The sequence below is a fragment of the Desulfovibrio gilichinskyi genome, from assembly GCF_900177375.1.
GTDB classification, from domain to species: Bacteria; Desulfobacterota; Desulfovibrionia; order Desulfovibrionales; family Desulfovibrionaceae; genus Maridesulfovibrio; species Maridesulfovibrio gilichinskyi.
This window is the reverse complement of sequence record NZ_FWZU01000004.1, coordinates 188,662-204,028: the sequence shown is the minus strand read 5'-3', so window position 1 is coordinate 204,028 and position 15,367 is coordinate 188,662. Positions and strand designations below refer to the sequence as shown.

Genomic DNA, 15,367 nt, shown 5'->3' with positions numbered 1-15,367 from the left:
AACGCTTAAGTAGCCAGCAGTAATATTTTTCGAAAAAAATAATTATATTATTAGTAAACAAAATATATTTTTTGTGTATAATAAATAGTTGTATGTGTATTAAAAAATTGTTTTAATATAATTTTTTGATATTTTATAGTTTTACAAGTATCATTTCCAATTTAATTACACTCGTAATATCGTATATAGCGAACAGCGTCTATTTATATGTGATTTGATAGTGTTTATAAAATCATATAAGCTGGTTGCGTCAAAGTGGTTTTGTAGTGTACCAGTAAAATAACTTTTTTTGTTATTTTATAATTCTGTGATTAAGCAATAATTTGATATTTGTTTTTGCAAGTTAACTTTTTAGATAACTGCGGGATCCTGTATTTATTACACTGCAGAAACTCTTCCAACTCCAGATATCAGCCTGACCTTTAGGAGGGCATATATATGTCTAAATGGTTCGATGAAACATTGGAAAGAATTAAAAAAGCAACTGGAACCAGAACTCAGGTCCAGCTGGCTGAAATTTTAGATATTAGGCAATCAAGTATTTCGGATGCTAAAAGGCGCAGCTCCATCCCCGCGGAATGGTATATCAAGTTATATAAAACTCATGGACTGAATCCAGAATGGCTTTCCGATGGTGTTGAGCCTGTATATATGAAGCCCGGTAAAGGCAAAATCTCTGCGGACAATATTTTGAGTGAAACCACTGCCCAGTATGGACAGATTCCGTCAAGAGGAAGGGTTGTTCCCGTTTCGTCAATGGCCGGTGAAGATTCAGATGTAGAAAGCTGGAAACCGCAGCAGGTCGGGGAACTGAATATTCCTGAGACTTTTTATAGGCCATCGATGGTTGTTCTTAAGGTTGAAGGATCTTCAATGGAGCCGGCAATCAGAAGAAATGCTTTTGCCGGAGTTGATGAAACTCAGAAACGGCTTATGGCAGGCGATATTTATGCCGTTCATGTTCCTCATCAAGGCGTTGTCATTCGCAGAGTCTTTTTTGATCCTGAAAATTCACGTTTTATTTTACGCCCTGAAGATCCGCAGCATCCTGAATTATATATTGCCGTTCAAGATCAGAACAAGCTTGTTGTCGGACGTGTTGTCTGGGTGATGCAGGAAGTTTAGTTCAATTTTATCAGCATGTTTTAAAAGACCCGGATTTTCCGGGTCTTTTTTTGTCGTGTGACATTCTATCCATTTAACTTGACGAGTCGGTTTGCTCTTGATCAAGTGGCTTTGTTTTTTACGGGTGGATATATTGTGATTAAAAAGGATGTCTTTTGCGAAGACATTAAAATTATATATGAGGATACAGTATGAAAAAAGTTACAGCTCCTGCGATCAAAAGTCTGAAAGGACAGAGAAAAATTACAACAGTAACCGCCTATGATTATTCCGGAGGGCAAATTGCCGATGCCGCGGAAGTGGATATGATTCTTGTCGGTGATTCACTAGGGATGGTTGTTTTAGGATATGAAGATACTTTGTCTGTGACTATGGAAGATATGCTTCATCATACCGCGGCTGTTTCACGTGGTGTTTCACGGGCCCTTATCATCGGGGATATGCCTTTCATGTCTTATCAGCCGTCTGTGACGATGGCAGTTGAAAACGCAGGAAAATTTTTGAGCAAGACCAGTGCTCGCGCTGTCAAGCTTGAAGGAGGATTTCCATTTCTTAAGCACGTTGAGGCCATTGTAAGTTCCGGAATACCGGTACAGGGACATATCGGCCTGACTCCTCAGCATGTTGCCAGATTCGGCGGTTTTAAGGGGCAGGGCAAGAATGCAAGCTCTGCAGCGGCACTTGTGGATGAAGCTCTTGCGCTTGAAGCAGCCGGATGTTTTTCCATTGTACTTGAAGCGATTCCGTCTGAAGTTGCTAAAGAGATCACAGAGCGGGTTTCAATTCCTACGATTGGGATCGGAGCAGGACCAGATACCGACGGACAGGTTTTAGTTTATCATGATATTTTGGGACTTTTTGATAGATTTACACCCAAGTTTGTTAAAAAGTTTGCCGCACTTCGCGGTGAAAGCATCAGTGCACTTAGTTCTTATTGTGAGGAAGTGCTTGCAGGAACATTCCCCGGCAAGGATAATTTTACCTCCATGGATGCAGAGGAGCTCAAGATATTCAAAATGTTACTTACGGAAAAAGACAATAGTTAATCCCTTACACTTTTTTAACTTTGGAGGCTGTTATGGCTATTTCTGTTTTTGACCTCGGGCTGTCTGTTGAAGCTGTCTCTCTTTATCTTATGATTGAAAGTCTTGAAGGTGGAAAGATTGATGCAGCTCAGAATTGCAAAGCTCCCCGCCAACTTGTCACGATCCAGAATTGCCGTGAAAAATGGAATGCCGAGGAAGGTGATTTTAAAAGTGCGGTTAAAACTCTGGTTGAACGTAATATCATTTCAGATGAACATGCTGAATTCAAAATTTTAAGTCCTGATGTATGGATAACAAAGTAGGTTTAAGTGGTTTTTACTCCTGAAGTTTTATGGAACGGCCTTGTCTGGCCTCTTGTCAGACTGGTTATGTTTATAAGCCTCGGCCTTTTAGTCGGCAATATTCTGGAAGGGCTTCGCTGGACCCGAGCAATGGGTAAAGTTGCTACGCCGCTTATCCGTATAGGCAGACTCAAAGATATCAGCGGAGCCAGTTTTGCTCTGGCCTTCTTTTCAGGGGTTGCGGCAAACTCCATGCTTTCTGAAGCTTATGACAAAGGTGAACTCTCCGATAAAGAGTTAATTATTTCTAACCTTTTTAATAGCTTGCCGACGTATTTTTTGCATATGCCTACGGTGTTTTTTATCGCAGCACCGTTCATCGGGCATGTAGCATTTATGTATGTCGGACTGACTCTTTTAGCGGCATTTATTCGTACAGCAGTGATTATTCTGTGGGGACATCTGGCTCTTCCGCCGGATGGATGCTGCGGCAGTATTTCGGCAAAATTGGAAAGTCAGGAACCACGGAATATTGCTACAATCTTAGCCATTGCACTGAAGAGACTGCGTAAAAGACTGCCCCGTGTAATTTTTATTACAATTCCTATTTATACGGTGTTTTTCTTTTTACGCTCTTACGGGATATTTGCTGATTTTGAGACCTTTTTAAGTGCTCATTTAAGCTTTTTATCGTGGCTTAAGCCTGAAGTTGTCGGAGTTGCCGCTTTTAGTCTGGCGGCTGAATTTACGGCAGGTCTTGCCGCGGCAGGTTCTCTTCTTGGGGCCGGAACTTTAAGTCCTCGAGATCTGGTTCTGGCGTTGATGATAGGTAATATTTTATCAACCCCCATGCGGGCATTACGGCATCAACTTCCGTATTACGCAGGAATATTTAAAGGGAGAATGGCACTGAAACTGATTGTATATAATCAGGTTCTACGGTCTTCAAGCCTGATTGTTGTGATTTGTATTTACTATTTTATGACACGGTAAATTCTATTTTGCATATGCCTAAAATATTTGGTTCGTCATAATTTTATAAAAAAAGCCTACTCCTTATAAAAAGAGTAGGCTTTTTGGGTAAGAATCATTCAAATGCCAGCTTACTTCTCAAATCGGCATTGCCCGCTTCTGGTGCATTGAATTTTACCCAGAACCACTCCTGCCTGCGTTTTAAGTGAGCATTTGGGGTAAGGGCTTCCGGAATACTCATAGTAACGGCTAAGCTCGTTGCAGAAGGATTCTACAGCTGTATCCGACTTCCCCTCAAGGGCTTTGTCATTAAGAGTAAGAAGGAGAGTGTATACTTCCGCTGTATCAGCTAAGAATATTTTTTGGCCGGAAGCGGTTTGCGCATTTAAAAAGCGTTTAAGTCCAGCCAGCTTAGATTCATATGACTCGAGCTTTGCAGAATATAATGATGAAGACGGATTAAGTTTCTTAAGAGCCTTGTAGCCGTTTATGTTCTGGTTAATGAGTTGACTGGGTATTGATTGAACATAGCTCATAAGGAGTGATTCTTCCGTATTTCCCAAAGATTCCAGAAATTCTTGCGGACATGAATCTCCTTCGCGATTCAAATTAGAATCATAGAAAAAAAGGCACAGTTCTTTTTTGGGCCTTGGTGTAATTTGCGCGACTTTATCAAGAAAAGCTAAAGCTGTTTTTTGAGGCGTATCGTTTGCGGTGATGAACAGGTAAGCATCGCGATTAATTTTCAGATCTAGAATACTTTTGTCTTTAGCTGCTTCTTTAATGCACTGATTAATAAAGTTAATTCTGTCATTTTGTAGGTCAATGCGCTCTTTATAATGAGCAACTCTCGCTGCATAGTAGCTGTTGCCAGGTGAAAGTTCCGCCAGTCTCGTGTAGCCCTTAAGATTTTCCTCAAGTTGCAACGGGCTGACTTTGTAAACATGCTTATACAATAATTTTTCTATGTCAGAGTTCTGTAAGTCCTTGCTTGTTTTGGATTTTACAGGAAGGAGGTTGCTGTTAAGCACCGCAATAGGGAAGGTTTTGTAATCACATCCTGCAGCCGAAGCGCGGCTGTGGAGAGCTGCAATGCGTGAAACACTTTTAATAGATTCAGCTTTGTCAGAGGTAGAGAGAATTGCAAGAATCCTGTCGTCATCCTGAACAATTGTTTGAATGGACGGAATTGTTTTCAGCTCTGTTATTAATGAAATTTCGCAGTCATTTTGGGCAAATGAAGAGTTAGCTGCAAATAAAATAAAAAACGCGATGAGTATGGAAATTTTACTTTTCATTATATGTAAAGCCTTACTCCGGGGGAATATCCCCGAATTTATAGTTTCAAGTCTTGCGGAAAGTGGTGGCTACAGAGCTCCCATCTCCTGGAATTTCAAATATATTTCTCTACTTACCCATGCATCGGTTGCTGCGTATGTAATTTGTTGTGGAGAGAGATCTTTGCGCCCCCAGTTGGAGCACTGTACTCCCTTGGAGATGCGGAAGCCAAGCAGATTGGCAGCAAGGTTGCGGAGCCCGTTGGTCTGCATTTCAAGAGACCTTGCAAGATCCCCCAGATCGACGAATCCTCTCGCTTCAAAATGAGAAACTTGTTTCAGCTCCTTCACATCATTTATAACCGCAACTCCGGTTTTAATAATGTTGGCAGAAGAAAGCATCTTTTTAATTTCTGTTGAAATGGGAATGTGATTTAGGTGTAGAAGGTAAACACAGTCTGCGGTTGCAAGCTGAATAAGCGAAGGCGGATATGAAACCCCCTTGCGGAAGACAGGTCTGGTTTCAGTATCAAATCCAAGTAGATCTGATCTACTTATTTCAGCAATCGCTTCAGGAATATTCTCTTCGCAGTCAATAATCTTTATGCGGCCTTCGTACTGTCGCAAAGGAAGTTCGTTGATCTCTTCTTTGGTAAATTTTTTCTTATATTTTTCAGGTAGTTGCATGGTATTAAGGACTCAGTTCCTGACGGTCTGATTATTAGTTCCCGCCAACCCGTGATTTGTCAGACATGAAAAGTCTGAAAGATCACGGGGCAGCAGGATATGACAACAAAAACGGTTAAAATTAACCGGAATACAGCCAAAATGATTTTACTACTTAGCAGAAAGTGATTTTGCAGATTATTCACTGCAACGGATTATGCCTTCCCTGTCTGCTATTAAAAAGCCTTTCTGCGATCATTAAGGCCGCAGAAAGACTACTTTATATACTGAATCTAACGCTGTGTCATACTGCCGTGAGTTCAGGCAGCGGTGCAAAGCGTACTCCAACCGCATAATAGTCACCTAGTTGGATATTCGGCTATGACGACTTCGTCAACCCTGCTTAACAAATTTGATGCTTTAATTAAATACAATTCAGCAAGTTCTGCTACTGGTGCTCTCTGGTTTTCTGGAAAGAAATTTTCGGCCATTCTTCTTCAGCTTGTTGCAATCTCCACTGGCTCGGGGCGAGAAATGTAAGGTTTTCGTCTCCGTCAAGGGCGACAAAGCGGGGATAACGCTTCTTAATTCCATCAAGTTCTTTATTGCTTTCGCTCGTCAACCATCTTGCTGTGTGAAATTCTACAGGCTCATAAAGAGCTTCAACGCTGTATTCATCTTTCAGGCGGGACATGATTACTTCAAACTGAAGTAATCCGACAGCTCCGAGAATGTTGTCATTATTTCCGAGAGGTTTAAAGAGCTGAACAGCTCCCTCTTCTGCAAGTTGATGCAATCCTTTGTTAAGCTGCTTGCTTTTAAGCGGATCTTTAAGAATAACTCTGCGAAAATGTTCCGGTGCAAAGTTAGGTATTCCGGTGAATTTTAACTCTTCCTTCGAGGAAGTGAAGGTATCGCCGATTTTAATGGTTCCATGGTTGTGAACGCCGATAATGTCACCGGGCCAGGCTTCTTCAACACCTGTGCGGTCTTGAGCCATAAAAATAGTTGCATTGGCAATCTGGAATTCTTTGCCGGTGCGCGGGTGGCGGACTTTCATTCCTCTGGTAAATTTACCGGAGCAGATACGCATGAACGCAATACGGTCGCGATGCGCCGGGTCCATGTTTGCCTGAATCTTAAAGGCAAATGCGGAAAATTCATTTTCGAGAGGTGAAACATCGCGTGTTGTGGTTGCTCTTGGGGAAGGGCATGGAGCAAGTTGAATAAAAGAATTCAGCATCTCCTGAACACCGAAGTTGTTGATAGCGCTGCCGAAGAATACAGGTGTTTGCTTACCTGCGAGATAGCGTTCTTCGTCAAACGGATAGCCTGCACCCTCGAGCAGTTCAAGTTCTTCGCGCAGCTGTTTTGCCTGAGAGCCCAGCAGTTCATCAAGGCGCGGGCTGTGAATGTCTTTAATCACTTCGCCTTTCTGGATAGACCCGCCGTGAGTCGCAGAAAAAAGGTGAAGCTCGCCTTTATGTATATTGTAAGTTCCCTTGAAATCTGAGCCCATTCCGATTGGCCAGCTCAGCGGGGCGCATTCGATATGCAAAGTTTCTTCAATATCTGCAAGAAGTTCAAAAGGATCAATCCCTTCGCGGTCCATCTTGTTGATGAAGGTGATGATGGGAGTATCGCGCATGCGGCAGACTTCCATCAGTTTTTTAGTCTGATTTTCAACTCCTTTTGCGCAGTCGATAACCATGAGCGCGGAGTCAACCGCAGTTAAAACCCGGTATGTATCTTCGGAAAAGTCCTGATGGCCCGGAGTATCAAGCAGGTTGATTTCATAGTCGCGGTAGTTAAACTTCATAACCGAAGTTGTTACGGAAATGCCGCGTTCCTGCTCCATCGCCATCCAGTCGGAAGTTGCATGGCGGTTTGCTTTGCGGGATTTTACTGTTCCGGCCATCTGAATAGCTCCACCATAAAGGAGCAGTTTTTCCGTTAAAGTTGTTTTACCTGCGTCAGGGTGGCTGATAATGCCGAAAGTGCGTCTGCGCTCAACTTCTTTTTTAAGAACTTTATCTACGTTTTCCTGCATGAGAATATGACCTTCACTAGACATTGCCAGTGTAACTTTTAAGTATGTTTTTTGATAAACTCCCTGCCTTTTTCAGGGTCTCGAAAGTCCGTATCAGGATTAGCGCAAAGGTCAAGTGCAAGTTTTTGCCTGCGCTACGTAACTTGATGCTCCGCTTTTGCCTTTCATACTGCTTTAGCTTATTGGTTTGCGACTTAAATTGTTAAAATAGACCGCAATTGCTTATCTTTTTTTACTCTTGGTCAGACCTGAAGTTGTTTCTTTATAAAAAGATATGCTATTTGAAGCGATTTGTGGAAATGAAATTGAAATCAGGATATACTTCACAAGGTCTTCTGTAGAAGCCGTAATCCTTTATTCTTTCAGTCAGGGTGTTTAACATGATTCAAAAAGCCAGTCTTCGTTTGTTGCAGCGTCCGGCAATGCCTACAGTTGTTATTTCAAGTGATATTTATAGAGAAACTTCACTTGCCTCTGATATTGCAGATGCGGAAGATTCCGCAACGGAATTAGACGGTCCATTACTGATGAATATTCTCGTGAAGTTTTTTCATGCTTATGTTTATCCGGATACTCATGAAAAGGTGGTTCCGCTTGAACAAATATCCTTGCTCTTTGATCAATTTGTGCACCGCAGGCTCGGCAGTGATGTCCTTGAAGGGTGCATTGAAACACGCAAGATGCTGCTTTCGTACGGATTCGCATTATGCATGCTTGCCGATCTGCCTAAGAGTGCACACATTTTTAAATCAATTGCTGAGGGAACGACAACTTTAGACGGAGACATTTTTACAGGTCTTGATATAGGTTCTGGAACCGGTGTCTTAATGCTTGCAATGGGTGTTTTCGCAAAAAGAAACGGGTTTTCAAACACTTCTATTGTCGGGATTGAGCGTAATCAGATTGTAGCTGAAAGAACGAATGATCTTATGGGAAGGATGGGACTTGGGAATGTTATTGTTGCTGATGCAAAAAAAACTGATACTTATGGATTTCTTGAAAATAAGAAAGTCCATTACGTGACCAATGAAACTTTGCCGAGCGTGAACAGGAGTCTTTGGAAAGAAGATTTTATTTTTATATGCAAAACTCTTTATGACGATTTTTATTCCCAGATTTCAAATGCAAACTTTTTCCCTGATGCTGTATTGGTAGGCCGCAGTCAAACGGAGATGCTTACTGTTTTAAACAGCAGCAACAGTTTTCAACTGCTTGACGAAAAATATCCACTCAGACTTATGAAGCCTTATGCAATCAGTCTTTCAGGAAGTATGATCCCTCTGGAGTCTGTAGGGCATGCATATGAAAAGTTTATCCCTGAAGTATGGAGAACCGTGCTGACTCATCGCTGGTAGAATCCGCAATTACCCTAGATATTCTTCAAGAGTCGAGATTAACTTTGTCTTCTTTATCGGCTTTGCCAAGTGGTCAGTGCATCCGCAGTTTATGCATTTCTGAGCGTCGTCCTGAAAAGCATTTGCAGTTAAGGCTAAAATCGGTGTTTTTCTTATTTTGTTATCAAGTTCGAATTGTCTGATCGCTTTGGTTGCTTCGTATCCGTCCATTACAGGCATCTGAATGTCCATAATTACAAGATCATAATTCCCGCTCATAAATTTCTCTACCCCTTCTTTGCCGTTTTCAGCCATCGTTATTTGGTAAGGGGATTCTTTAAGGTACAGGTCAACTACCATTCGGTTGTCTTCAGAATCTTCAATTAAAAGGATGGAAGCCCTTTGCTCTGTGCAGAATGTGTCCGCTTCTGTTTCATTTTTGGAATATGAACCAAATTCTTTTAAACATTCAACTGTTCTTTTTGCAGTATCCGGTTCATTGATTTCACAGGCAATAGCTCTGGGGGATACAGGTTTGTGAAAATATGATGCTCCGAGTTGTTTGATTCGAGAAGGATCTTTCGGTGAGGGTTTGGCACTCAAGATCACGATTAGCAACCAGTTTTTGCATAGATCTTTTTTCAATGTTTTTAAAAAAGTACGGCTGTCAGTCTCCCATACCGGTTCACCTAAAATAAGTGTTTTACAGCAACTTTCTGCAAGAGACATCTCCACAGCCGAGCTTGTCGCCTGATTCACTGTCTCGGCAATGTATACAGTCGCCCCTAAATCTGTGAGAGCCCTTTCCATATACTTTCTAGTGGAGCTGTCTTTATCAACTATGAGAATAGATTTCCCTTTCAAAGTGAGCGGTTTTTCTTGCTGAGCCGGGAAACTCAGTTGCATCGTAAAGGCAAATGAGGAGCCTTTACCTTCCTGACTGCTTACAAATAGCCCTCCCCCCATACATTCAACCATTCGTACACAAATTGGTAAACCAAGGCCTGTCCCACCGAATGTCCTGGTTGTTGAGGAGTCAGCTTGAGAAAAAGTGTCAAAGATCAGATTCATCTTTGATTCAGGAATGCCGATGCCGGTGTCCGTTATGACGATTCTAAGCATACCGCTTTCTGTCAGAGAGGCTTCGTAGGTGACGGCCCCCTCATTGGTGAATTTAAGTCCATTCCCGAGTAGGTTTACAAGAATCTGTCTTATCCTTGTAGGGTCTCCACTGATTATTTTGGGTACTTCCGGGGCAATGTACCAGCAAAGATCAATTTGTTTGAGCTGAGCTCTTAGAGCGAAGATAGACCCTATTTCTTCGAAAAGATCTTCAAGTTCAAAATCTACATTTTCAATGGTTAGCTGGCCTGCTTCAACCTTTGAAAGATCCAGAATGTCGTTAATAAGAAGCAGAAGATTTTCTCCTGCATTTTGGAATAATTTTACATAGTTTCGCTGGGTCTTGCTGAGCCTTGATTCCCATAACATGTCAGCCATTCCGAGGATCGCATTCATAGGGGTACGTATTTCGTGACTCATGCTGGCAAGAAATTCACTTTTGGCTTTATTGGCCGCGTCTGCCGCAACTTTGGCCTGCTCAAGTTTTCGAGTTTTTTTCTGCTCGGTTATATCTTCAAGAACTCCTTCCAGACATTGGACTTTGGTGTTTTCGTCCAGATGTAAGGACGCTGTCATGCTTACCCATATGGGAGTACCGTCTTTTTTCTTCATCTGGATTTCTCTATTGCGGACCTTACCACCTCTAAGAAGCTCATTCAGAATTGAATAGTGAACTTCCTGATGAACAAGTAATGATTTCATCGGGTTCATTTTAAAGCCGGCCCAGTCTGGATATCCGAACATTTCCGCTAATGCCCGATTGCCTTTGATAAAATTCCCTTCAAGATTGGCTTCAGCCAGATATACTCCTACATTGATGCTCTCCAAAAGAGTGCGGTGCTGAGTCTCCGATTCTCTAAGATCTGAATACAAACTTGCATTCTGGATTGATATTGCGGCTTGAGAACAGAGCAGATTTAATACTTCGAGTCTTTTTTCATTGAAAACCCCGGGACTTAGATTGTTTTCAAGGTATAAAACTCCGCGCATAACCTGTTGATTAATAATCGGCATCGCCAAAACAGATTTCGGCGAATGTTTAATAATATAGCTGTCGATAGTGAAAGGTCCCTGTGAGCTGGCGTCTCTAAGGACAATATGATCTTTTGAGCGGAAAACGTAATTAACGATACTGTCACAATAGGGTCTTTCTTTGGAATCCAGTTTTATTTGAGTTGAAACACCGTTTTTAGAAACTTCAGCATGAGCGATAAATTCCAGCCTGCTCTTGTTAGTAAGTAGAAGAGATGCTCTTTGTGCTCCTGCATTTTCAATAACAATGCGCATCAATTTATCGAGCAGGCGGACAAGGACTATTTCTCCGGATATGGCAAGTGATGCTTTCATTACAGCTGAAAGATCCAAGGAGTAAGAATCTTTTGTGTTGTTGCCGAACTGTTCGGATTTCATCTCCATGTGAGACTGTGAAAAGTTTTCAGGAAGTGAGCTATAGTCCGCTGTTAACTTTTGGACTTTGGCAGAGGCTCCCCAGGTCTTATAGTGCTCGCACGCCTCAGCCATTAAGGCCGCCCCGGATCGACTGCTGTTGATTGAAAAGTGAAATTTAGCAGCCAATTCACAAGAAAGGGCGGCAAAATTATTGAAGTTGTTTTTTATGCTTGTACGTATAGCCTCTTCGTAAAGAGGGAGTGCCGAGTTATGCTTTCCTGTCAGTGAATGATACTGCGCGTTTGCAAGCAGAAAAAGATGTCTGAAATTTTCAGGACAAGTCTTTTGCCAACAATCAAGTTTACCAAGCGATTTTTTAATACGGGGTGTGTAAATTTTTTGTTTTACCGTTGAACAGGAATTGTAAACAGCGGTCATATTGATAACACTGAAAAAATGGAAAATAGGAACGCTGATCATTCCGAATAAATGAGTTTCAACGTCTTTTTGTATCTCTTCAATTTGTTCAAGAGCTTGTTCATAGTGGCCGAAAAACGAAAGAGTGATAATCTTGGAATTCTTGGTCAAATATTCAATCACGTGCGACCCGCTGTCTTTTGCCAGCCCGATCAGTTCTTTCTCCTTAAAAAATTCATCATTTAGATAACCCGGGGTATAAGTTTTTCCTTCAAAACTTTTGGACATTTGCTTAATCAGCTTCAGAACCCCGGCGCGAAGTGCATTCGGAATGTTCTGGCGAAGGTTTAAATACTTGTCAGCATCAGCAGACACAACGCTCAGAGGATCGCCTTGAATAAATTTATAGTAGACCGCGAAGTAGCTTGCATATCGCCCATAAGTTGCATCCCCGTTTATTTGTCCGGTTTTAAAAGCTGTTTCAAGTGTACGGATGTTTTCAGTTATTGGCGTGTGCCAGTGATCGTGAGTACAGCCGCGAAGCAGAAGTATTTTGGTGTCCAGTTCGTTATTTTTAAACCTAGTGTTTAAATCAACAGCTAACTTTGCAAATTTATTAGATTTTTTAAATGAAAATTCTTTGGCAGCTATAAACATTGCGTAAAACAAATAACCAAACGCGGAAGAAGGAGCATTGCCGTATTTTAATGAAACACGAAGCATTTTTAAAACAATGAAAAATACTAGTTGCTTGTTGTACATGTACGCCGGAGCAATTGTGTGCATTAAAAGCTTCACTATTTCCAGCTTGTCTGGATCACTCATTTCCGGGAGGGCATAGAGCTCTTCAATTGATTTGCTGTGCAGTAATATTTTTATTTTGAACAGTTCATAGGTGAGGGCTACTTTTCCCGGGTGCTCAGGGATGACCATTCCGAACAATGCCAGAAGTTCAAGAACAAGTGTCACCGCTTCCTGATACCTGCCTTGGTCAGTGTAAATCAATATTTTAGTGAGCTTAACTTGCGAGATATCGTGTCTGGTTGCAGCATTTTCGAGAATGACTGTAAAAATTTTCTCAGCTTGTTTTGTTTCTCCGCTAAGATATTCACATTCCAGTAGGTCAAGGTGCATGTCAAAGGTCAGGTCATAATTTGTTTTCCAACAATCATGGGTAAGTAATTTGATTCCGGCGGCAAAATAACTGCTTGCTAAGCTGAATGCAGAGCTCCTTTTGGCTTTTTTGCCTGCGCGGCGAAAAACATCGGCGACCTGAACTTGTTCTTCTTTATCTGTTAATTCAGATATGGACTCGCTAAACTGCATTGCAACGTCAAAGATGATTTCTTCAATTTTTGAATCATCAAAAAAAAGCAGCATGTTGCGGCCTATTTTCAAGTGCAGAGCGGATTTTTCCTGTGCCGTGAGCATTGAGTATGTTGCCTGCTGAATCCTGTCGTGCATGAAGGAAATCGAAGGTGAAGATTCAAGGGTAGAGCTGATCTTCTCTGAATTCTCAAGAGGATTATCATTTAAAAACAGTAGTCCTTCCCTGACCGCAATATTCATAAAAGAGACTACGTCTTCTTTGGGGATGTCAGTTACAGACATTAACGTTTCCGTATCGAATTTATTGCCGAGACATGAAGCTGTTTTTAATAATTTCTGACTGACAGGGCTGAGTTCCTCAATTTTACTAACCATGAGCTCAACGATGTTTCCATCCATGGAAATTTCGCGGATAGCCTCAATATTCCAATCCCATCTTGTTTTTTCGTAGTTGAATTTAATCAGTTCCTCTCTGTAAAGGTTGCGAAGGTATTCGCGAACAAATAAGGGATTTCCTCCTGTTCTGTTGAATACAAGTTTTGCAAGCTCTCCGGCACGAGATCTGTCAGTCCTGAAAGTAAGGCAGATAAAACCTAAAACCTGTTGGTATCCAAGCCTGTTCAGGGTGATTTTTTTTATATTAGGGGAAAGAGCTTCAATCTCAGTAAACATTTCAGTTACATTGCTGCTTAAGGCTACGTTGTCTCTGCATGCACCGATAAGAAGGAGATGAGTAACTTCTTTATCGGCAACAAGTTCGGTTAGCAGGGCTGTTGTAGAGGAATCCGCCCACTGAATGTCGTCAATAAATAAAACCAGAGGATGGTCAATATTAAGAAAAATTTTTATAAAATTTTTAAAAACCAGATTGAATCGATTGCGGGCTTCTGTCAGAGGAAGTTTTGCAGGTGAGGCCTGCGGACCGATAAGCAGCTCCAAATCTGGAATCACTTCGGTTATCAGGCCGGAATTTGATCCTAGAACATTGAGAATGTGTTTCTCCCACGCGTTTACTATGGGGGCAGGATCGGTTAATTTTTTGCGAATCAATTTTTGGAAAGCTTGAATCAATGCGCTGTACGGAATGTTCCGTTTAAATTGATCAAATTTTCCGGAAATAAATTCTCCCTGCTCTGCATCAATTTGCTTGTAAATGTGTTTGATAAGAGAAGTTTTACCAGACCCCGTTTCACCTTGGACTATGACAATTTCACTGCTGCCTTGAACAGTTTTTTCAAATGATTTAAGCAGTAACTGTTTTTCCTTTTTCCTGCCGAATAATTTGCATGATAAGGTGAATGTGTCCGATATGTCTTTCTCACCGGGTATGAACCCTTCAAGATCAACTCCTTTTTCATGTATTTTGAGACATGTTTTTAAATCCTGCTTAATTCCGCGGATTGATTGATACCTATTCTCAGGATTTTTTGCCAGAAGTTTCAAAATTACAGCTGAAAGTTGTTCAGATATTCCCGGATTGACCAAATGCGGAGCAGGCGGTTCATGCGCAAGATGTTGATGTATCAGCTCCAGTGCATCTTCAGTTGAAAACGGGAGTAAGCCAGTGAAAAATTCAAAAAGAGAAATGCCGAAAGAATAAAAATCCGATCGATGGTCCGGGTGTTCACTTATTCTCCCGCTCTGCTCAGGTGAGATGTACGGGAGAAAGCTATCAGCTTCCAGTACCGTATGCGCTCTTGAAATAGAATCTTGCAGGCGTGAACAATGCTGCAAGTTAGTCATTACAACTTCTTTCATGTCGTGAGAGATTGCAAAGCTTGCAGGCTTAATGTGTCGATGCAGAAATCCTTTTGAATGGACGTAGCCTAAAGCCGTCAAAGCCTGTATCGCTAAAAAAATTTTCCCCTTCAGATCAATGTCAGTCCTTTTTATGACATCGCTGAGTAAAGAATAACCCTTGTCGTCAAATATTATGGCAAGAGAAGTGTCTGTCTGCTGGAGAGTTGTAGGATACAGTGCTCCATATTTCCCGATTTCGAGGGAAACCGCATATTCATTTTTAATTTCTGAGAGAAGTTTCGGAGATGGAAATTGTGAAGTAGGACATTTGATTAAAACAGTTTCCTTGTCATAATCTCGGATAGCTCTGCACACAGAAAATTCATCCTCTTCAAAAAAAGGACTGACTTTTTCATAGCCTGCGAGATTAATCATAAAAAGAAGCCCCCGGAGTTACGTAACCGCAACAGAAAGAACTTTTTATTTAGTTATTCTTGAGCGGGTTTCTTTACTTGAGGAAAATGTGATTAGAATATTTAGTATCATTAATAAGAGGAGCTGTCATGAAAAGAGTGGGATTATTGTGGATGGCAGTGTTTTTCGTTTTATCGTGAAATTG

General features: G+C 41.4%; 9 protein-coding genes. 5 read left to right on the top strand and 4 right to left on the bottom strand.

Translation table 11 applies throughout. The features are described from left to right. Nucleotides 1-438: 438 nt before the first annotated feature. The 4 genes from B9N78_RS12395 (at nucleotide 439) to B9N78_RS12380 (ending at nucleotide 3,445) form a co-directional block, all read left to right on the top strand. Nucleotides 439-1,125, top strand: coding sequence for a LexA family transcriptional regulator (locus tag B9N78_RS12395; RefSeq protein ID WP_085102734.1), 687 nt, complete (start codon nucleotides 439-441; stop codon nucleotides 1,123-1,125). A 191-nt stretch (nucleotides 1,126-1,316) separates the two neighbouring features. Beyond that, on the top strand, nucleotides 1,317-2,171 hold the full coding sequence (panB, locus tag B9N78_RS12390) for a 3-methyl-2-oxobutanoate hydroxymethyltransferase (protein WP_085102732.1): 855 nt from the start codon (nucleotides 1,317-1,319) through the stop codon (nucleotides 2,169-2,171). Nucleotides 2,172-2,203: 32 nt separating this feature from the next. Then, nucleotides 2,204-2,473, top strand: a complete 270-nt coding sequence (locus B9N78_RS12385; protein WP_085102730.1) for a hypothetical protein — start codon at nucleotides 2,204-2,206, stop codon at nucleotides 2,471-2,473. Nucleotides 2,474-2,479: 6 nt separating this feature from the next. After that, complete coding sequence (locus tag B9N78_RS12380; protein WP_170921418.1) at nucleotides 2,480-3,445, top strand: hypothetical protein; 966 nt, start codon at nucleotides 2,480-2,482, stop codon at nucleotides 3,443-3,445. Nucleotides 3,446-3,555: 110 nt separating this feature from the next. Here B9N78_RS12380 and B9N78_RS12375 read toward each other — a convergent pair whose 3' ends face one another. The 3 genes from B9N78_RS12375 to B9N78_RS12365 all read right to left on the bottom strand — a co-directional run bounded on the left by B9N78_RS12375 (nucleotide 3,556) and on the right by B9N78_RS12365 (nucleotide 7,417). Continuing rightward, nucleotides 3,556-4,722, bottom strand: a complete 1,167-nt coding sequence (locus B9N78_RS12375) for a hypothetical protein (protein ID WP_085102728.1) — start codon at nucleotides 4,720-4,722, stop codon at nucleotides 3,556-3,558. Between the two features lie 69 nt (nucleotides 4,723-4,791). After that, on the bottom strand, nucleotides 4,792-5,388 hold the full coding sequence (locus tag B9N78_RS12370; RefSeq protein ID WP_085102726.1) for a 3'-5' exonuclease: 597 nt from the start codon (nucleotides 5,386-5,388) through the stop codon (nucleotides 4,792-4,794). 427 nt (nucleotides 5,389-5,815) lie between these two features. Continuing rightward, nucleotides 5,816-7,417 carry a peptide chain release factor 3 gene (locus B9N78_RS12365; protein ID WP_085102724.1) on the bottom strand — a complete coding sequence of 534 codons (1,602 nt, stop codon included), beginning with the start codon at nucleotides 7,415-7,417 and terminating at the stop codon, nucleotides 5,816-5,818. A gap of 380 nt (nucleotides 7,418-7,797) precedes the next feature. Between B9N78_RS12365 and B9N78_RS12360 the strand changes: the two genes are divergently transcribed. After that, nucleotides 7,798-8,772, top strand: a complete 975-nt coding sequence (locus tag B9N78_RS12360; RefSeq protein WP_085102722.1) for a hypothetical protein — start codon at nucleotides 7,798-7,800, stop codon at nucleotides 8,770-8,772. Nucleotides 8,773-8,781: 9 nt separating this feature from the next. Here B9N78_RS12360 and B9N78_RS12355 read toward each other — a convergent pair whose 3' ends face one another. Then, nucleotides 8,782-15,183 carry an AAA family ATPase gene (locus B9N78_RS12355; RefSeq protein WP_085102720.1) on the bottom strand — a complete coding sequence of 2,134 codons (6,402 nt, stop codon included), beginning with the start codon at nucleotides 15,181-15,183 and terminating at the stop codon, nucleotides 8,782-8,784. Nucleotides 15,184-15,367: the final 184 nt, after the last annotated feature.